The organism is Azoarcus sp. KH32C (assembly GCF_000349945.1).
In the GTDB taxonomy this organism is placed as follows: Bacteria; Pseudomonadota; Gammaproteobacteria; order Burkholderiales; family Rhodocyclaceae; genus Aromatoleum.
Genome location: NC_020516.1, coordinates 3,384,093 through 3,404,297, shown reverse-complemented (window position 1 = coordinate 3,404,297; position 20,205 = coordinate 3,384,093). Strand labels below are relative to the sequence as shown.

The window sequence follows — 20,205 nt, the reverse complement described above, 5'->3', positions numbered from 1 at the left end:
TCCGGCTGGCGGTTTCTTGATTTATCCCATGGGAATAATATCCGAAGGCCTTTGTACTATTCTTCGTGTAGGGTGCTGTGGAGCGACTGACGCCGACGACCATTTCGGCCATCATTCCTTCCCCCAAAAAACACAGAGAGAGGCGGCCCATGGAGGCTCTTATGAAAGGATTGTTCCTGCCCGCGGTGGCGATAATGAACCGGCTGTCCTATCGGGCAAAATTCGGATTGATCGGTTCGATCATCTTCGCCGCCTTCGTGGTTCTGATGGTGACGCTGGCGAACCAGCTCAATACGACCATCGAGCGTTCGCGCAGCGAGTTGGTTGCGTCGGGCCTGGCGCGCCCGCTGCTTAAGACGGTGGAGCTCGTGCAGCAGCATCGCGGCTTGTCCGCGGCATTGCTGGGTGGGCTGACGGCAATGTCCGATCGCCGCAAGGAGACCGAAAAGGCGGTCGACGAGGCATTCGCGGTGCTCGACAAGGCCTTGCCCGAGGCGGACCGCACAGATCCGGCGTGGAAGGATGTGCGGGCGCAGTGGGGGACGCTGCAGCGCGACGGGCTGAGCTGGAGCCAGCCCGAGAACACGAGCGCTCACACACGCCTGGTCGATGCGCTGCTGAGCTACCAGATCGTGCTGTCGGACAGGTATGGACTGACGTTCGATCCTGAGGCGGAGAGCTATTACCTGATGGCGACGGCGGTGGTGCGTACCCCCTTCGTGCTGGAGCGGCTGGGGCGTTTGCGTGCGAAGGGGGCGGCGGTGCTGGCGCGCGGCAGCATGGACGACGCGGCACGTACCGAGCTGTTCGTGCTGACGAACGAGGTGCGCGCGGCTTTGCGTGACCTGAAAGTTAACGTAGCCAAGATCTCGGCGCAGAGGCCGGACCTGAAGGATCGGCTGGAGACGTCGCTGAACGGGTTCGAAACGCGGCTCGAGGAAGTGTTGCGCGTGGTGCAGGAAATTCTGGGCGGCGACTTCTTCGTCACCTTGTCGAGCTCGTATTTGGACCTTGCGACCGGCGCGATGACCGTGGGCTACGAGCAGGCGTACGAGATCATGCTGCCGACGCTGGACGAAGTGCTGAACGATCGTATCGCTCATGCCTCGCGCATCCTGTACTTCAACATCGGCGTGTTGCTCGTCGTGCTGGCGGTGATCGGCTACCTGTCGGTCGGGAGCTATGTTTCGATCATCGGCGGGGTGACCAGGCTGTCCAACGAGAGCGCACGGCTCGCGGCAGGAGATCTGACGGCGCGCGTCGACGTCCAGGCGCGCGACGAGCTCGGCATGGTGAGCAGGAGTTTCAACGAGATGGCGGCGACGATGGGACGGCTCATCGCTTCGATTCAGCGCAATTCCGGCGAACTGGCCGAGGCTGCGCGGGGCATGCTGGATTCGGCACGGCAGGTCGACACGGCCTCGCAAAGGCAGAGCGAGGCGGCGTCCAGCATGGCGGCGGCGGTGGAGGAGATGACGGTGGGCATCGATCACATCGCGACCAATGCCGGCAACGCGAACGAATTGGCGCGCAAGTCGGGCCGGCTGTCGGGCGAAGGCGGGGAGATCGTCGAATCCGTGATTCGGGAGATCGGCGATATTGCGGAGTCGGTTTCGGGGTCCGCACGTACCATCGAGGAGCTTGGACAGAGTTCGGAGCAGATATCTGCAATTGTCGGCGTAATCAAGGAAATTGCGGATCAGACCAACCTCCTTGCGCTGAACGCGGCGATCGAGGCCGCGCGCGCGGGCGAACAGGGGCGGGGATTTGCAGTGGTCGCGGACGAGGTGCGCAAGCTCGCCGAGCGGACGACGCATTCGACGCAAGAAATCGCCGGGATGGTGGGGGCGATTCAGCAAGGCGCCCGCGCTGCTGTACAAAGCATGAACCATGGCGTCGTGCGCGTGAACGAGGGTGTCGAGAGGGCGCAGCAGGCGGGCAAGGCGATGGCGCTGATTCGCGAGGAGGCCGGACGGGTGGTGGATACCGTGGCGGAGATCTCGGAGGCCTTGCGCGAGCAGAGTTCCGCGTCGACCGAGATCGCGCGGAACGTGGAAACAATTGCCAGGATGGCCGAGGAGAACACTTCATCGGCCGCAGGCAGCCTGCACACGGCTAATCGCTTGGAAGAGCTGGCCGAGAGCCTGCAGGGCGACGTGGCGCGATTCAGGGTTTCCTGAATCGCCAGCCCGGCTGAGTGCCTCAGACGGTGACCGGGAAGCCGGAAGCCGGATGAATGCGGGCGGACTGTCGCAGGGTGTCCGAGGGCAGTTCGCCGAACATGGCCTTATAGTCGGCCGCGAAGTGCGACAGGTGCCAGAAGCCCCAGCGCGCGGCGATGTCGGCGACGTGGTTCGTGCCCGGATTGGCGCGCTTGAGTTCGCGGCGGACCCCGTTCAAGCGCATGGCGCGCAGGAAGCTGACGGGATTGAGATTGAGGATGTCCTGGAAGCTGTACTGCAGCGTGCGGCGCGAAACCTGCAGCTCGGTGCACAAATCGGCGACGGTGATCGGTTCGTCGATGTGCGTGCTCATGTATTCGCGGGCGCGGCCGACGATGAGCTGTCGCGCCCGTGAGTGCGGCGTGTTCCGAGCGCTTTCGTCGGCGGGCGTGATCGCGGCGATCAGGCTGCCGAAAATGGCTTGTTCGAGACCCTTGCGCATCTGGTGGTGACGCAGCAGTCCGGGGGTCGCTTCGAGGCTCGTGAGCACCGTCAGGAGGAAGCCGCGCAGGTTGGCGGCTTGCTCCGGTGTCGCGTCGATGACCCGCTGCTTGCCGATTTCGGCTGACAGATCGCGATGTTCGACGCGCATCGCGTAATCCAGAAAGGATTGGGTGTCGGTGGTGACCGCGACGATGTCATGCAGGCGCGGAGTGCGATAGTCGAGCTCGTCGTCTGAGGTCAGGGTGACGATCGAATCCTGGCCGCAGGGGGTGCCGCAGAAGGAGCCGGTTCCATCGACTTCGACCGGGACGCCGACGGTCAGCGAGCCTTGCCACGACGAACCCACTTCATGGATGACCTGGTTGGTCCGTTCGCGGAAAACTTGGATGTCGCCGAACCAGTATTCGTCGAAACGACCGTTGAAGCTGCCGGCCGACAGCTGGTCGTAGCGCTGCTTCCAGTGCTGCAGGCAGGACGCATGGTCGTCCGCGTCGCGCGTGTCGAGGCGCACGACGGAGAAGGCGTCATCCCCCGCGGCTGGCACGGGGGTTTCGTGCGCGGGGTGGGCCGAGGTGTTCATTTCCGTTGGTCTCTCCTGACCGGAATGAGCGACAAATTATTGTGGTTTTGGGCCTTTTTCTTTTTTAACACTAATACAAAAGTCAGTCCGGCGACAGGGGGGGCGTGTATCGAGTCGGCGTTGCCGATTTCGGATAACGGTCAGCGGGGGAGCGTTCCTAGAATCCGACTCATGCGATGAAAGGACACAAAGAGGTCCGCACGCATGACTACACAGGAGTGTGTGGCAGCGGCTGCGGTGGTTTTGGCAGCTACTACGTGAGTTAGGAGACTGGGAACATGAGCGTTACTACAAGGAATTTGCCGCGCCTCGGCCTGATCTGTCTGGCCGTCGCCGCGGTGCTCGGCAGCGCCGCGGCGGGGGCTGCGGTGTCGGAGAGCGAAGCGGCGGCATTGGGCAAGGCCCTGACGCCGATCGGCGCGGAGGCCGAGGGCAGCAAGGACGGGGCGATTCCCGCATGGAAGGGTGGAATGACGCAGGCTCCCGCGGGCTGGAAGCCGGGGCGGCTCGATCCGTTCAAGGACGACAAGCCGTTGTTCTCGATCGATGCGTCGAACGTCGACAAGTACGCCGACAAGCTGTCCGCGGGGCAGATCGCGTTGATCAAGGCGTACAAGGGTTATCGGATGGATGTGTATCCGACGCACCGCAGCTGTCCGGTGCCGGATTTCGTCGCGACGCAGACGAAGAAAAACGCGACCGCCGCGAAGATCGGTGCGGACGGATGGCAGCTCGAGCAGGTGTTCGGGGCGGGCATTCCGTTCCCGATCCCGAAGAGCGGCGCCGAGGCGATGTGGAACTACAAGCTGCGCTACACGGGCCTCGGGCGGCGGGCGCAGATTTCGGCGCTGATGCCGGAAAAGGATGGCAGCTACGTCGAGAACAAGCAGTGGTCGTACGAGTTGTACCCGTTCAACGACCCGAAGGTGACGGGGCCGGCCGACGTCGGCGGGGTGGAGTCGAAGCTGCTGTACGACGTGCTGACGCCGCCGTCCCGCGCAGGCGAGGGCTACCTGATCCACGCCTACATCGACAAGCCGCAAGACGCGTGGATCTACTTCCCGGGCCAGCGCCGTGTGCGCCGCTCGCCGACCTTCGCGTACGACAATCCGATCGCCGGCTTCGACAACCTGTACTTCGTCGACCAGATCAATATGTTCACGGGCGCGCTCGACCGCTACGACTACAAGCTGGTCGGCAAGAAGGAGATGTTCGTTCCGTACAACTCCTACAAGCTGATCGACAAGAAGAACAAGTTCAAGGACATGCTCGGACCCGAGTATGTCAATCGCGACCTCATGCGCTACGAGCCCCACCGAGTGTGGGTCGTCGAGGCGACGGTGAAGAGCGACAAGCGGCATTCCTTCGCGAAGCGGGTCTTCCACTTCGACGAGGATTCGTGGGCGTTGCTGCAGGTGGACATGTACGACGCCAAGGGCAACCTGTGGCGCGTGCAGGAAGGCAGCGTGTGGGCGGCTCCCGACGTGAGCGCGTGCATCACGTACGAGACGCAGATGTATGACCTGGTGGCGCGCCGTTACGTGGTCGACAACTGGACGGCCGAGGGCGAGGTGCTGGATCTGACGGCAGGGAAGGACGGTCGCGTGACGGCCGCGAACTTCACGCCTGACGAAATGCGTCGCCGCGGCGAGCGCTGACCCCCTAGCCACCAGGAGACTTCCCCATGAAGACCAGGACGATTTCGCATCGTCGGGGCGCGCTCGCCCTTGCTCCGACCACGCTGTCGCTGGCGATCGCCGCGGCGTTGTGGTCCCCGGCCAGCCAGGCCGTACGTTTCGGTTCGGAGGACGGGTTGTCGGGCAGCTTCGACAGCACGATCTCGTACGGCGTGGTGAGCCGCCTGCAGTCGCGTGACTGCAAGATCATCGGCAACGACAGCGGCGGCTGCAACAACGGCACCAACAACGAGCTCTCGAAGACCTACAACCTCGCGAACGGGACGGGCTACGCCAACGCCGACTTCAACTTCACGAACTTCGATGATGGCGACCTGAACTACAAGAAGGGCGACATCGTGTCGGCCGTGCTGAAGGGCACGCACGACCTGTCGCTGAAGTATCCGGGCGGCTGGAGCGCGCTGGCGCGCTTCAACTGGTTTGCCGATACGAAGTCCGACGACACGCGGCGCACTTCGGTCGCGAACGAGGCGTCGGGCGACGTGACGATGCTGGATCTGTGGATCGCGAAGGAATTCTCCGTCGGTGATCAGCGCGGCAAGGTGAAGCTCGGCAACCAGGTGATCTCGTGGGGCGAGGACATCTTCATCATCGGCGGCGTGAACCAGATCAACGCCATCGACTTACAGAAGTTCCACGTGCCGGGTACGCAGTTGAAGGAGATCTTCGTGCCCGCGCCGATGCTGTCGGGCTCGCTGGGCTTGACCGAGAACCTCGGCATGGAGGCCTACTACCAGTTCGCGTGGAACGGCTTCAAGTTCGACCCGTCGGGGACTTTCTTCTCGACTGCGGACGTGCTGGGCAAGGGACGGCGCGTGGCCTACGTGCCGACCAGCATCGCCGAGGACTTCTTCGGACCGGGCGCCTGCGCGGGGCTGCCGAACGGGCGCTGCGGCGACAATTCGGGGCTGTCGGATTCCGACTCGGTCGCTGCGGGGTTGGCGATTCCGTTCCGTGGGGTGAACAAGCCGAAGCACGGCGGCCAGTACGGCGTGAACTTCCGTTATACCGCCGAGCCGATCGATACCGAGTTCGCCTTCACCTACCAACGCTACCACGACAAGCTGCCCTTCCTGGGCTTCACCGGCAACACCTCGGGGGCGGTCACGGGCTACTTCCTCGCGTACGGTGAGGACAAGGACCTGTACGCGATTTCGGCGAACACCAAGATCGCCAACATCGCGGTGGGGGCGGAGCTATCGTACCGGCCGAAGGACAGCGTCGGCATCGACCCGACGGTGCCCTTCGGCAACATCTTCGGCGGGCCGTCAAACAAGTACAGCGTGTATGAGCACGGCAGCAACCCGGGCTTCGTCGAGGAGGAGAAGTATCAGTTCCACCTGACGGGCTTCTACACCTTCTCGCATAACGATCCGCTCGGCGGCATCGCGAAGGCGGCGGGGGCGAGCGACGGCTTCATCCTTGCGGAAGCGGCGGTCGCGCACTATCCGGGGCTCGACCGCAGCGGCCGCACGCCGTACTTCCTGCCCGACTACTCGCTGCCGGACAAGACGTCGTGGGGCTACGTCGTCGAGGCCGCGCTGAACTACCCGAACGTGTGGGGTTCGGGGGTCACGCTGACGCCGCAGATCGACTGGTACCACGACGTGCACGGCACGACGCCGAACGCGCTGCCCTTCGTCGAGGGGCGCAAGGCGCTGACGCTGTCGCTGTTCGCGAACTACCACGATGCGTGGAAGGGTGCGATCCAGTGGGTCACCTTCGAAGGCGGCGGGCGCAACAACCTGATGCGCGACCGGGACTTCCTGTCGGCCAGCATCTCCTATTCGTTCTGATTCGCCCAGAGAGAAGAACGCCGGCCGCGGCGGGAGTGCGCTCGCGCGGCGGCCGGCCAACCGGATACCCAACATGATCGAGAAACTGGTGCTGACCCTGCAGCGGGTCTGCTTCCGGCATCGCTTGCTGATCCTGCTCGCGTTGCTGGGCTTCACTGCCGTGATGGCGGTGTTCGCCTCACGCCTGCACATGAGTGCGGGCTTCGACAAACAATTGCCGCAGAACCACGAGTACGTCCAGACCTTCAACCAGTACCGCGAGGTGCTGTTCGGCGCGAACCGCATCATCGTCACGGTCGAGGCGAAGAACGGCGACATCTGGAACGAGAAGGCGCTGACGAAGCTGTATGACGTCACGCAGGCGCTGTTCTTCATGAAGGGCGTCGACCGCCGGACGGTGACGTCCCTGTGGACGCCGAACACGCGGGCCGTACAGATCACCGAGGAAGGCATGAAGGCCGAGGACGTGATCGGCGGCGACGTGACGGTGAAGGCGCTGACGCCGGAGAACATCACGGCGATCCGCGAGCGCACGATCGTCGGCGGCTTCATCGGCAGCCTCGTCGCGAACGATTCGTCGTCGGCGATGGTGGTCGCAGAGCTGGCGGACCCCGATCCTCAGACGGGCGAGCGGCTGGATTACTCGGAGTTCAGCCAGCGCCTCGAGCGCGAGATCCGCGGCGCATTCAGCGACGCCGACACGCGCGTGCGCATCATCGGCTTCGCGAAGCAGATGGGCGACATCTCGGAAGGCGCGACGAGCGTGATCGAGTTCTTCGCGCTCGCCTTCGTGCTGACCGCCGGCGCGGTGTACTGGTACACCCGCTCGATCGTGCTGACGCTGCTGCCGTTGTCGTGCTCGCTGGTGTCCGTCGTGTGGCAGTTCGGCACGATCACGCTGCTGGGCTTCGGGCTGGATCCGCTCGCGATCCTGGTGCCTTTCCTGGTGTTCGCGATCGGGGTGTCGCATGGCATCCAGCAGGTCAATTACATCGCCAAGGAAGTGATCAACGGCGCCGACGGCTATACGGCCGCGAGCCGCAGCTTCACCGGCCTGCTGGTGCCGGGAACGCTCGCGCTGATCACGGCCTTCGTCGGCTTCGCGACGCTGGTGCTGGTGCCGATCCCGATGATCCGCGAGCTGGCGATCACGGCTTCGGTTGGTGTCGCGTACAAGATCGTGACGAACCTGATCATGCTGCCGGTGATGGCGAGCTACTTCCGCTTCGACGACCGCTTCGTCGAGCGCGCGAGCAAGGTCGAGGCGTTGCGCAATCGCATGATGGCGTCCTTGGGCGTGCATGTGGCGAGCCCGCGCAACGCGGCGATCGGCACGATCCTGTGCTTCGTGCTGTTGGCGGTCGCAGTGTGGCAGAGCCAGGGACGCCATGTCGGCCACGTGCTGCCGGGGGCGCCGGAGCTGCACAACGATTCTCGCTACAACCAGGACGTCGAGGCGGTGGTCGCGCGTTACGCGCTGGGGCTGGACATGCTGACGGTGGTGGTCGAGTCGCCGGCCGACGGCTGCTATCGCCACGACATCATGACGCACGTCGATCGGCTGACCTGGTATCTCGCGAACGTGCCGGGCGTGCTGTCGGCGCAGTCGCTGCCGAGCATGACCAAGCTTGCCGCGTCGGGCGTCAATGAAGGCAATCCGAAGTGGGCGGCGCTGCCCGCGGAGGAGCTGACGCTGGGCGAAGCGGTGCGCCAGGTGCCGGAAGGGATGCGGCTCTTCAACGCGGACTGCACGGTGCTGCCGGTGAACCTCTATCTCGCCGACCACAAGGCTTCGACGATCAAGGAAGTCGTCGCCGCGGTGAAGCACTTCCGCGAGACCCAGCCTTTCGAGGGCGTCACGGTGCGGCTTGCGAGCGGCAACGCGGGCGTGCAGGCGGCGACCAACGAGGTGGTCGAGCATTCGGAGCTGCCGATGATGCTCTATGTGTACGCCACGATCCTCGTGCTGGTGTTCGCGGTGTATCGCGACTGGCGCGCGATGGTCGCGTGCTGCCTGCCGCTGACGCTGGCGACCTTCCTCGGCTACTGGTTCATGAAGTCGCTCGACATCGGCCTGACGGTCGCGACGCTGCCGGTGATGGTGCTGGCGGTCGGGATCGGCGTCGATTACGCCTTCTACATCTACAACCGGCTGCAAATGCACCTCGCGCACGGCGAGGACATCGTGACCGCCTTCAAGCAGGCGCTGCGCGAGATCGGCGTGGCGACCGTCTTCACTGCGGTGACGCTGTCGGTGGGGGTGGCGACCTGGTCGTTCTCGGCGCTGAAGTTCCAGGCCGACATGGGGATGCTGCTGACCTTCATGTTCATGGTGAACATGATCATGGCGATCACGCTGCTGCCGGCGCTCGCGATCACGATCGACATGCTGATCCCGCGGCGCGGCCCGGTCCGCGTGCCGCTGATGGCGCACTGAGAGGAGAGGGCGATGAAAAGAAAAGGATTCGTGCGTCCGCTGCTGCTCGGTGCGGTGATGTGCGGCGCGGTGCTGGCGATGGCGGCGACGAGCGAGGCATCGCGCCAGCCGACGCCGGCGATGACGGCGCGGCTCGCGGCTAAGGTGCCCGTGACGGGCGTCGTGCGTGCCGGCAATGCGCTGGTGGCGGTGGGCGACTATGGCACCGTCGTGCGTTCGACCGACGACGGCAAAACCTGGAAGCAGGCGGCGGTACCGGTGAGCACGCTGCTGACGGCGGTGTATTTCGTCGATGACACGCACGGCTGGGCGGTCGGTCACGGGGGCATCGTGCTCGCGAGCAGCGACGGTGGCGCTAACTGGCAATCGCTGGGGGCGGTCGACGGCAATCCGGTGCTGCTGTCCGTGTTTTTCAGTGACGCGCAGCGCGGCTACGTCACCGGCGCTTACGGTACCGCGATGCTGACGACGGATGGCGGTCAGAGCTGGCGGCCGATGAAGGTCGGCAGCGGCCACGACGGCGACCTGCACCTTAACCAGATCTTCGGCACGCGGGACGGGAAGCTCTTCATCGCGGCCGAGTCCGGCGGCGCCTTCCGCTCGACCGACCGCGGGGAGACCTGGACGAAGCTTACGACGGGCGTTTCCGGATCGCTGTGGAGCGGACTGGAAGGCAAGGACGGCGAGATTTTGCTGCTAGGCATGAGCGGCAAGGTGATCGTCAGCCGCGACGGCGGGCAAAGCTGGCATCCGCTTGCGACCGGGACCGAGCAGTCGCTGACCTCGGCGGTCGCGCTGGCCGATGGCGGATTGGTGGTCGTCGGTGCGGGCGGGGTGGTGTTGCGCGGCAAGAGCGGTTCGCCGCTCGCGCTGGAGATCCGGCAGGACCGGCAGAACCTGGCGGCGATCGCGACGAGCGCAGCGGGGGCAACGGTGGTGGCCGGGCAACTGGGTGTCGAGCGCCTGGACGGCGCGCATTGAGCGGGGAGACCGACGCATGCTGAAGAAACTGGTGGCGCTGCTGGCAGGTGAAGTGCACGCGGAGGGGATCGAGACCGGCCCGTTCGAACGGCGCCAGATCGCGGTCGCGGCCCTGCTGCTGGAGGCGATGTACGTCGATCACCGCGCGAGCGACGCGGAACACGCCGCGGTGATCCGGCTATTGCGCGAGCACTTCCATCTGCCGGAGCAGATGGCGCAGGAGTTGGTCGCGGTGGCCGAGGAGCGTTTCGCGGAGGTGCTCGACGACTGGGAGTTCGCCGAGGCGGTGCGCTCGGGCTTCGATCCCGAAGAGCGCCAGGAGGTGCTCGCGATGCTGTGGGAAGTGGCCTACGTCGATGGCGACCTCGCACGGCTCGAGGACAGGCTGATCAACCGTCTCACCGAACAGCTGGAGCTGACGAGCGAGGCTGCGGATGCGGCGCGCGCCGAGGCCGTCGCGCGCGTGGATCTATTGCGCGACAGCGCGCGGGCGGGCGAATGAGCCGCCGCACGAATAACGAAGACCAACCGACAACGGAGACAGACTGATGGAACGTTACAACGGACAACTGCTGGGTGAAGGGACGCGTCGTTTTCTGGAGCGGCAGCAGCGGATGCTGATCGGTGGCGAATGGGTCGATGCGGCGAGCGGCGAGACGCTGCCGGTGATCGATCCGGCCTGTGGCGAAAAATTCACCGAGGTGCCGGCGGGCGGGACGGCCGATATCGACCGCGCTGTCGCGGCCGCACGGCGTGCCTTCGAGTCCGGCGACTGGGCGAAGATGCGTCCGGTCGACCGCGAGCGCCTGTTGCTGAAATTTGCCGACCTCGTCGAGGCGAACGCGCAGGAACTGGCCGAGATCGAGTCGCTCGACAACGGCAAGCCGGTGACGATGGCGCGTCACGTCGACGTCGCGCTGGTGATCGATTTCCTGCGCTACATGGCGGGCTGGGCGACGAAGATCGAAGGTTCGACAATGGATGTGTCGGTGCCGATCATCCGCGACCGCGAGTTCTTCGGCTTCACGCGGCGCGAGCCGGTCGGCGTCGTCGGCGCGATCATCCCGTGGAACTTCCCGCTGCTGATGGCGGCGTGGAAGGTTGCGCCGGCGCTGGCGACAGGCTGCACGATGGTGCTGAAGCCCGCCGAGGAGACGCCGCTCTCCGCGCTGCGCTTCGCGGAGCTCGCGCTCGAGGCGGGCTACCCGGCGGGCGTGCTGAACGTCGTCACCGGCCTCGGCCACACGGCCGGAGCGGCGCTCGCGTCGCACAAGGGTATCGAAAAGGTCGCCTTCACCGGCTCGACCGAGATCGGCAAGCTCGTTGGCAAGGCGGCACTCGACAACATGACGCGAGTGTCGCTGGAACTGGGCGGCAAGAGCCCGGTGATCGTGCTCGACGACGCGGACGTCAGCCAGGCGGCCGCGGGTGCGGCGCAGGCGATCTTCTTCAACCAGGGCCAGGTGTGCACGGCCGGTTCGCGCCTCTTCGTGCATAAGAGCCGCTTCGAGCAGGTCGTCGAAGGGCTGGCCGGCATCGCATCGAGCATGAAGATCGGTGCCGGTATCGACCCGACGACGCAGATCGGGCCGCTCGTGTCGGCCACGCAGCAAAAGCGTGTGCTCGGCTACATCGAGAGTGGCTTTGCGGAAGGTGCGCGCGCGGCGACCGGCGGCGCGGCGGGCGAGGGCGCGGGCTACTTCGTGAAGCCGACGGTGCTGGTCGATACGACGGACGACATGAAGGTCGTGCGCGAAGAGATCTTCGGGCCGGTTGTCGTCGCCATGCCTTACGACGATCTCGACGAGGTTGCGCGCCGCGCGAACGACACGCCCTACGGCCTCGCCGCGAGCATCTGGTCGAACGACCTCGCGCGCGTGCATCGCCTGATCCCGAAGATTCAGGCCGGCACCGTGTGGGTGAACTGCCACAACATTCTCGACAACGCGATGCCTTTCGGCGGCTTCAAGCAGTCCGGCATCGGTCGCGAGATGGGGCGCGCGGTGCTTGATCTGTACACCGAATCCAAGTCCGTGATCATGGCGCTGTGAGGCTCCTGCTGCCGCCTCGTGGCAATCGACGGGGCGGCGCAACTGGAAAGTGGAGACAGAAGTGAAGGCTGAGACCAAGAACAAGCGTTTGCCCATCGTCCGTGCCCTTGCAATGGCGATTGGCATGAGCGGTGCGATGATCGCGCACGCGGCCGATGATCCCGGTCGCGACGTTATCGACAAGAAATGCGCGAGCTGCCACCTCGAGGCCGGCAAGCTGACGCGCATCCCTGAGATCCGCAAGTCGCCCGAAGGCTGGGACATGACGGTCGTGCGGATGGGCGTCTGGCACAAGGTGGACCTGACGCCCGACGAGCGGCGTGCGGTCGTGAAGTACCTCGCCGACCGCCAGGGGCTCGCGCCGTCCGAGAGCGCCGCGTTCCGCTTCCTGATGGAGCGCCGGCCGAACATGCAGGACACGCCTCCGAGCGAAGAATTCGCACAGATGTGCGGGCGCTGCCACAGCTTCGGCCGTGTCGCCCTGCAGCGGCGTGACGAAGGCGAATGGCTCAAGCTCATGCACACCCACCTCGGGCAGTTTCCGAGCGCCGAATATTCGGCCCTTGGGCGTGACCGCAACTGGTGGGAGATCGCACGCGACCAGCTCCCGTCCAAGCTTGCCGGTCTGTATCCGAAGAACACCGATGCGTGGCGCGACTGGGCGCGAACGAAGCATCGTCCGGCCGACGGGCGCTGGGTCGTCGCCGGTGAGCGTCCGGGCTGGGGCGCCTACACGGGCACGATGACTGCCGTGCCGAAGGGCAAGGACAAGTACGAAGTCCGCTACGAGCTGCGCTTCGGCGCCGGCAACACCGTGCGCGGTCACGGCGATGCGGTGATCTACACCGGTTACGAGTGGCGCGGTTCGGCACGGCTCGGCAACGAGGACACGCGCTCGGTGTTTGCGATGAGCGAGGACGGTTCGCGGATCGCCGGCCGCTGGTTCCTGAAGAATGCCGAGGAAATCGGCGCGAGCTTCGAGGCGGTGCGGGCCGACAAGGCGGCGAAGAATGCCGTCGTCTCGGTCAGCCCGAAGATGCTGCGCGCGGGCGAGACGGCGACCGTGACGGTCGCGGGCGCGGGGCTCGATCCCAAGGTCGATCTCGGGCCGGGCGTCGAAGTCGTCGAATGGCTCGGTAAGTCGGCCGACGCGCTGAAGCTGCGTGTGAAGGTCGCGGCCGATGCGCCGCAGGGCGTGCACAAGGTCGCCGTCGGTGGCCGCGACTCGGGGCAGGCGCTCGCGGTGTACCGGCAGATCGATTCGGTGCGCGTCGAGCCCGCGTTCGGCATTGCGCGACTCGGCGGCGGCACGAATCCTCCGGTATCCGCGCAGTTCGACGCGGTCGCCTTCCTCAACGGGCCGGACGGCAAACCCGGCACGGAGGACGATATCCGTCTCGGCAGCGTGCCTGCGACTTGGTCGGCCGAGCCTTTCGATGAGCGGGCGAAGCACGACGAGGATCTCAAGTACGCCGGCCACCTCGAGCCGCACGGTCAGTTCCTGCCGGCTTTCGCGGGCCCGAACCCGAATCGCCGCGGCCTCAACAATGTCGGCAACCTTTCGGTCGTGGCGAGCGTCGCGGACGGCGATCGTCAGCTCAACGCAAAGGGCCAGCTGGTGGTCACGGTCCAGCGCTGGAACCCCACCGCGCTGCGCTAGGCGTCAGGAGAGAGAACATGGCAACGCTTCAAATCCAACCCCACAATTACCGTGCGATCCGCAAGGGCGACCGGCAGGTGCTGCTGCACGTGCCGACGACCTCGATCTTCGAGCTCGACCCGGCGGCAGCCGATCTGCTCGGACTGTTCGAGACGAGCCCGGCGGTCAGCCCGGACGACATCCAGAGCCGCTTCGACGGCCGCTACACCCCGGCCGAGCTGTGCGACAGCCTGAGCGACTTCATCGACCTCGGCATCGTCGCGCCGCAACCGAAGCACTACGAGATCCCGGCGCGCGTCGTCGAGCGCTCGCCGCTGAAGACGCTCGTGCTGACGCTGACGACCGGCTGCAACCTCGGCTGCAGTTACTGCTATCGCGAAGACCTGACCTCGCCGAAGAACTCCTCGGTGATGGACTTCCAGACCGGCTCACGCTCGATCGATCTCTTGATGGAAGAGGCGAGCGAGAACGAGCGCGTCGGCATCGTCTTTTTCGGCGGCGAACCGCTGACCCGCATTGCGGTGATCCGCGATCTCGTCGAATACGCCGAGGAAAAGGCCGCGGTGGTCGGCAAGACCGTCGAGTTCTCGCTGACGACCAACGCGACGCTGCTCACCGACGAGGTCATCGCCTTCCTCGACGCACACCGTTTCGGCATCACCGTCAGCATCGACGGCGACCAGGCGCAGCACGACCGCCATCGCCGCACGATCGCGGGCGGCGGCACCTACAAGACGGTCGCGATGCGTGTGAAGCGGCTGCTGGAGCGCTACAAGTCGAAGCCAGTCGGCGCGCGCGTCACGCTCGCAAGCGGCAACCTCGACGTCGCCGGTATCTACAAGCACCTGCACGACGAGCTGGGCTTCTTCGAAGTCGGTTTCGCCCCAGCGACGGCTGGCCCGGATTCGCCGGTCGGCCTGACGCGTGAAGAGCTCGACACGGTCTTCGAAGCCTTCAAGGCGCTCGGCCGCGAGTACATCAGCGAGGCCAAGCGTGGCCGCCGCCATGGCTTCGGCAACATGCAGCAGCTGATGACCGACCTGTGGATGGGCACCCGCAAGGTGCTGCCCTGCGGTGCCGGCGTCGGCCTGCTGGCGGTCGGCACCAGCGGCAAGATCTCGCTGTGCCACCGCTTCACCGGCTCCGAATTGCAGACCTTCGGCGACGTCGAGAGCGGCATAGCCCGCGATTCGCTGTCCGCCTTCATGACTCGCGCCCAGGCCCCGCACAGCGCCTGCCAAGTCTGCCCGGCGCGCAGCCTCTGCGCCGGCGGTTGCTACCACGAGTCCTATTCGCGGAGCGGCGACCCCTTCCAGCCGACCTTCGAATACTGCGACCAGATCCGCGAATGGACGGCTTTCGGGTTGGAGGCCTTCGGCGAGATCGCGCTCGCCAATCCGGCGTTCTTCAACGCCGCCCTCGAACAAAGGAGTGCCCTGCAATGAAACGACTGCGAGCCCTGAACCATAAGGCGCACCTGATCGAACAGGCGGCCACCGACGGCCACCGCGAGGAAGTGCAACTGATGAGCAGCGTGGTCGGCTGCACCACCACCTTCGACCCCGGCTGGGAAGTCGACGCCTTCGGTGGCCTGGCGAGCCTGTGCCAGCCGATGGAGGCCGACCTCTACGGCTGCACCGACCCCTGCTGGTGGCCGGCCCAACTCGCCGACAGCCTCAACACGGCGCGCGACTGGACCGACGGCAAGAACTCGGCGCTGCGCGACTGGCGCGAACTCCAAACGCTTTTCCCGGGAGACTGAGTGATGAGGATGCTGCCCATCAAGAAGGCGCTCGTTGTGCTGTGCTGCGCCGCCGCTTCGCTGCCGGCGTTCGCGAAGGAATACCTCCTGACCGTCACGCGCCCGAACAACCTGCACATCGTCGATCCCGAGAAGCGGGAGGTGATCCGCACGATTGTGCTGCCGGGAGATGGCATCCCCGGCGCGATATCCGTGCCGAAGGACGGAAAGGTCGCTTACGTGCTCACGAATCGCATGGAGAGCGTCGTCGGCGTCGATCTCGACACCGGCAAGCCGGTGTTCCGCGCCGACTTCTCGACGCCGCAACGGCGGGTGAAAGGCTTCTTCGCCGTCGCGGTCAGCGAGGACGGCAAGGAACTCTACGCGCACCAGGCGCCGGTCCAGCTCGGACGCTCCGAGTACAAGGTCGAGGATACCTACATCGCCGTCTTCGACACCGCCGATGGCATGAACGCGAAGCCGCGCCGCAGCTTCCCGGCGCCGCGCCGCATCAGCCTGCTCGCGCCGACCGGCAATCCGGACCACCTGCTGGCGCTCGGCTGGGACATGTATCTCTTCAACACCAAGACCGGCAAGATCGAGAAGACCTTCCCGATCCGGCACTGGGAGCGCCCAGGCATGGGCGAGCCGGACGTGCTCGCGATGTGGGGCACTTTCGAGCAGGCCCGCGTGTTGTCGACGCCTTACTTCGTCGCCAAGACCGACGCCGCGCCCGATTCGCCCGAAGCCTTCAAGGCCGGTATCGCGACCTTCGATCTCGATGCCGAGACGCTGAAGGTCAAGGAGTTCGAGAACGCGACAACCGTGATGTTCTCGTCGGTGGTCAACCCGGCTGCGCACAACGAAGCCTTCCTGGTGATGAACCAGCTCAGCAAGGTCGACACCGACACCGGCAAGCTGATCAAGCGCGTCGAACTGCCGCAGACCTATTACGCGGTCAACATCTCGGGCGATGGCAAGGACGTCTATGTCGGGGGAGCACTCGACAAGGTGTCCATCTACGACGCGGTGACGCTCGAGAAGAAGGGCGACATCAAGATGCCCGGCGGCGCCGACCAGTCAATCGGTTGGATGCGGGTGGTGAAGCGCTGAGCCGGGGCTTGGGCGATGGGTCGTCGAAGCTCGAATCCGCCCCCGACGGGCGGCACTCCGCACCTCGTTGAACGCGTGGCGGACGCCTCGGCGCGAAGTTCCGCCCGTCGGGGGCCGCCGTGGAGGTGGGTGAGGCTTCGTGCCGCTGGCGAGCGGGTGGTATTGCGTGGAGGGAGGGCAGGGTGATCTCGTTTCGCGAAGGGAATTCGTTGCCACTTCAGGCGCTTCGATGGGCCTGGCCGATGATCCGCGAGCGCACGGGGGCCGTCGGCGGAGTCGTGCTGCTGTCTTGCGTCGGATCCGCGGCGGCGTTGCTGCCGCCGTATTTGACCCAGCGCCTCGTCGATGACGGCATCGTCGGCGGACGGACGGATCTGGTGCTGCAGCTTTGTGCGGCGTTCCTGGTCTTGATGATAGGGGGTGTGGTCGTCGAGACGGTGTCCCGGCTCACCTACCTGAAGCTCTCGGCCCACGTGCTATTCGGCCTGCGCGAGCAGGTTTATCGTCACCTTCAGACGCTCGCCCCGACCTACTACGCCCGCACGCGCGGCGGCGAGATCCTGTCGCGGCTCGACGGTGATGTCGCGGAAGTGCAGCGTTTCGCGATCGACGCACCGATGGCGCTGCTCAACGGCGCCTTTTCGCTCGTCGTCGCGATGGCGCTGATGCTGTCGTTGAGTCCCTTGCTGACGGCGGTCGTGTTTGCACTGGTGCCGCTTCAGGTCGCGGCACTGATGTTCACGCGGCCCTGGCTCGAAAAGAGCACGCAGGCGCTGCGTAAGCAGAGCGCGGCAATGTCGAGCTTCTTCGTCGAATCGCTGCGCGCGATGAAGTTCATCCAGGCCGCCAATGCGGCCAAACGTCAGGAAGCGGGCCTGCGCGCCCACCACGGCGACTACTTCGCGGCGCTGCGCCGTTCGCAACTCGCGTCGCTCGGCGCGGGCGGCGTGCAGCGCATCCTGTCCGGGCTCGGCGTGCTCCTCGTGTTCGCCGTCGGCGGCTCGATGGCCGCGGCGGGCGAGATGTCGGTCGGCGTGGTCGTCGCCTTCATCGCCTATACGACGCGCGCTGCCGGCCCGCTGCAGACGCTGGCCGGCGTCTTCATGGGATGGCAGCGGGCGAAGGTCAGCCTGCAGCGCATCCAGGAACTCGCCGCCGAACGCCCGACTGTCATGTCTCCGGCGCAGCCAGTGGCCTTGGCCGAGCCGGTGCGCGGCGAGCTTCGGCTCGATGCGGTGCGTTTCGGATACGGCGAGCAGACCGTGCTCGACGATGCTTCCCTTGAAATGGCAGCTGGCAGCAAGATTGCGCTCGTCGGTGCGTCCGGAGCCGGCAAATCGACGCTGATCGACCTCTTGCAGCGCCACTACGATCCGCAGGCGGGTCGTGTCCTGTTCGACGGCGTGCGCCTTGATCTGCTCGATCTCGTCGAACTGCGCCGTCGCGTCGTCGTCGTTGACCAGGATCCGGTGCTGATGCCGGGCAGCATCCGCGACAACCTGCGTTTCGTCGCTCCCGACGCGGACGAAGCCGCACTGCAGCGTGCGCTCACGCTGGCCGGTCTCGCGAAGTACGCGCACGGCGAGGGCCTCGCGAAACCCGTCGGCGCCTCGGCTTCGGCCTTGTCCCGCGGCGAGCGGCTGCGTATCGCGCTCGCCCGGGCGATCCTGCAGGATCCGGCGGTACTGATCCTCGACGAGACGACCTCCGGTCTCGACCTGCCGGTTGCGCAGGAGATCGTCGCCGCCGTCGATCGCGTCTTCGCGGGGCGTACCCGCATCGTGATCACGCACAACCTCGCATCCGTCGGCCCGCTCGACCGCATCGTCGAGCTGCACGACGGAAGGCTGGTCGAACACTCGCCGGCCCGTGCGGCCGCACCATTGCTGAGGGCGGTATGAGCGTTACGGTCGGCATCGTCGATGGCGGTTTCGGGCGGGTGCCGGCCACGGCGCTTCAGGCGGGCGCGTCCTTCGTCACGGACGGGGAGGGCCACGTAAGGCGAGAACCAGCGACCGGCCGCACCCTGCCGCACGGCGAAGCGGTCGCCGCACTCGTACTTGCCGCCGAACCATCCGCAGGTCTGATCGACGCGCGCGTCGCTTCGCCCGACCACCAGCCGACGCCGCGCGCCGTCGCGACCGCGATCGACTGGTGCGTGGGTGAGGGCGCTCGCGTCATCAACCTGAGCCTCGGACTTCTGGAAGACCGCGCCGTGCTGCGTGATGCCTGCGACCGTGCGATCGCGCGCGGTGTCGTGCTCGTCGCCGCGGCGCCTGCGCGCGGCACGCCGGTCTTCCCCGCCGCGTATCCCGGCGTGCTCTCGGTGAGCGGCGACGCGCGTTGCGCGATGGGACAGTGGTCGCTCCTGAACCGCGAGACTGCCGGCCGCGCGCTGTACGGCTGCTGCCCCGCTGGTCCGGACGATGCACGCGGCGGCGCAAGCATGGCCACCGCGCGCTTTACCGGGATCGTCGCCCGCCTGCTCGCACGATTTCCCTGCGCCGGCCGGAACGGGCTGGCCGAATACCTCGCCGCTTGCGCCAACTGGCGCGGACGGGAATACAAAGGCATCGCGGAGATCGTCTCATGACTCACGCCCAGACCGTCCCGAAGGCCTCGGGCCCCATCGAGCTCGGCTTCGCGCTCGTTGACGAACGCGAACTCGCGGCCTTCGCCCGCCATGATCGCCTGACGCGGGAGGACTACCTCGACCGCCTCGGCGACGCCCGCGACTGTGTGCACCTGCCGGACGACGCCGAGCCCACGCATTTCTTCCTCGGCAGCGAATTCTGCGAGCATCTGCTCCCAAGCACGGATGCGATCGACCGCGCCGTTGCCCTATGCGAGCGCTGGGGCCTGATCTTCGGCCTCGTGACGCCGATCGCCTGCGACGGGCTGTTCGATCCGCTGCGCGCCGCACTCGCGCGCCTGCCTGGCGGCTCCGAAGTCACCGTCAACGACTGGGGCGTCGCTCGCCTCGTGCAGCGCGAATTCCCGGATCTGCGCCCGGTCGCGGGACGCCTGCTCGGCAAGATGCTGAAAGACCCGCGCCTGCCGTCCGCAACTTGGGCACGCATGTACCCGAACGGCCTGCGCGCCGGCCCCTTTCGCGACATCCTCGACGGCCTCGGCATCGGTCGCCTCGAGCTCGACTTCCCGCCCTTCGGCGCGGCCGACATGTACGCCGGCATCGACTTCCCGGTCGGTGTCCGCGCGCCCTACGGCTACGTCGCGAAGGGCCGCATCTGCAAGCTCGGTTCGCTGTCCGTCGACACCCCGAAAAAATTCTCGCCGGGACATAAATGCCGCCGCGAATGCCTCGGCTTCTCCGAAGTCGGCGCAAGGCCCGGCACGAACGAACTCCATACCACGCAGCGCGGCAACACGATGTACTACCGTCATGCGAAGGGGATGGCCCATGCCGTCGCCGAAGCCGTCGCAAAGGGCTGGGTCAGCCGCATCGTCCTTTCGGGAGCCTGA

15 protein-coding genes are annotated in these 20,205 nt (G+C 66.0%); 14 read left to right on the top strand and 1 reads right to left on the bottom strand.

Features of this window, described 5'->3' with window-relative positions; translation table 11 throughout:
* Window positions 1–77: 77 nt before the first annotated feature.
* Window positions 78–2,180, top strand: coding sequence for a methyl-accepting chemotaxis protein (locus AZKH_RS14995; protein WP_231874416.1), 2,103 nt, complete (start codon window positions 78–80; stop codon window positions 2,178–2,180).
* Between the two features lie 22 nt (window positions 2,181–2,202).
* Here the strand turns inward: AZKH_RS14995 and AZKH_RS14990 are convergent, their stop codons facing one another.
* Window positions 2,203–3,246 (bottom strand): helix-turn-helix domain-containing protein, encoded by a 1,044-nt coding sequence (locus AZKH_RS14990; protein WP_015436634.1) that lies wholly within the window; start codon window positions 3,244–3,246, stop codon window positions 2,203–2,205.
* A 278-nt stretch (window positions 3,247–3,524) separates the two neighbouring features.
* On the opposite strand from AZKH_RS14990, the gene AZKH_RS14985 reads away from it, so the two are divergent.
* The 13 genes from AZKH_RS14985 to AZKH_RS14925 all read left to right on the top strand — a co-directional run bounded on the left by AZKH_RS14985 (window position 3,525) and on the right by AZKH_RS14925 (window position 20,205).
* The gene (locus AZKH_RS14985) at window positions 3,525–4,904 is read left to right on the top strand and encodes a DUF1329 domain-containing protein (protein ID WP_041656230.1); all 1,380 of its coding nucleotides are present in this window, start codon (window positions 3,525–3,527) and stop codon (window positions 4,902–4,904) included.
* Between the two features lie 26 nt (window positions 4,905–4,930).
* Window positions 4,931–6,739, top strand: coding sequence for a DUF1302 domain-containing protein (locus AZKH_RS14980; RefSeq protein WP_015436632.1), 1,809 nt, complete (start codon window positions 4,931–4,933; stop codon window positions 6,737–6,739).
* Window positions 6,740–6,812: 73 nt separating this feature from the next.
* Window positions 6,813–9,176, top strand: a complete 2,364-nt coding sequence (locus tag AZKH_RS14975; RefSeq protein ID WP_015436631.1) for an RND family transporter — start codon at window positions 6,813–6,815, stop codon at window positions 9,174–9,176.
* Between the two features lie 12 nt (window positions 9,177–9,188).
* On the top strand, window positions 9,189–10,157 hold the full coding sequence (locus tag AZKH_RS14970; protein ID WP_015436630.1) for a YCF48-related protein: 969 nt from the start codon (window positions 9,189–9,191) through the stop codon (window positions 10,155–10,157).
* A gap of 16 nt (window positions 10,158–10,173) precedes the next feature.
* Complete coding sequence (locus tag AZKH_RS14965) at window positions 10,174–10,659, top strand: TerB family tellurite resistance protein (protein WP_015436629.1); 486 nt, start codon at window positions 10,174–10,176, stop codon at window positions 10,657–10,659.
* 46 nt (window positions 10,660–10,705) lie between these two features.
* On the top strand, window positions 10,706–12,208 hold the full coding sequence (locus AZKH_RS14960) for an aldehyde dehydrogenase family protein (RefSeq protein ID WP_015436628.1): 1,503 nt from the start codon (window positions 10,706–10,708) through the stop codon (window positions 12,206–12,208).
* A 61-nt stretch (window positions 12,209–12,269) separates the two neighbouring features.
* Entirely contained in the window at window positions 12,270–13,868 is a 1,599-nt protein-coding gene (peaA, locus tag AZKH_RS14955; protein WP_015436627.1) for a quinohemoprotein amine dehydrogenase subunit alpha, read from the top strand.
* A 17-nt stretch (window positions 13,869–13,885) separates the two neighbouring features.
* Window positions 13,886–15,313 carry a quinohemoprotein amine dehydrogenase maturation protein gene (gene peaB, locus AZKH_RS14950; RefSeq protein WP_015436626.1) on the top strand — a complete coding sequence of 476 codons (1,428 nt, stop codon included), beginning with the start codon at window positions 13,886–13,888 and terminating at the stop codon, window positions 15,311–15,313.
* Entirely contained in the window at window positions 15,310–15,630 is a 321-nt protein-coding gene (gene qhpC / locus AZKH_RS14945; RefSeq protein ID WP_015436625.1) for a quinohemoprotein amine dehydrogenase subunit gamma, read from the top strand. The genes peaB and qhpC overlap by 4 nt, the downstream gene beginning before the upstream one ends.
* Before the next feature lie 3 nt (window positions 15,631–15,633).
* A complete protein-coding gene (gene peaD, locus AZKH_RS14940) occupies window positions 15,634–16,722 on the top strand; it encodes a quinohemoprotein amine dehydrogenase subunit beta (RefSeq protein ID WP_041656228.1) in 1,089 nt (362 codons plus the stop codon).
* Between the two features lie 182 nt (window positions 16,723–16,904).
* Window positions 16,905–18,623, top strand: a complete 1,719-nt coding sequence (locus tag AZKH_RS14935) for an ABC transporter ATP-binding protein (protein WP_041656227.1) — start codon at window positions 16,905–16,907, stop codon at window positions 18,621–18,623.
* Window positions 18,620–19,315 carry a S8 family serine peptidase gene (locus AZKH_RS14930; RefSeq protein ID WP_015436622.1) on the top strand — a complete coding sequence of 232 codons (696 nt, stop codon included), beginning with the start codon at window positions 18,620–18,622 and terminating at the stop codon, window positions 19,313–19,315. Before AZKH_RS14935 ends, AZKH_RS14930 begins: the two co-directional genes overlap by 4 nt.
* Window positions 19,312–20,205 (top strand): hypothetical protein, encoded by an 894-nt coding sequence (locus AZKH_RS14925; RefSeq protein ID WP_015436621.1) that lies wholly within the window; start codon window positions 19,312–19,314, stop codon window positions 20,203–20,205. Before AZKH_RS14930 ends, AZKH_RS14925 begins: the two co-directional genes overlap by 4 nt.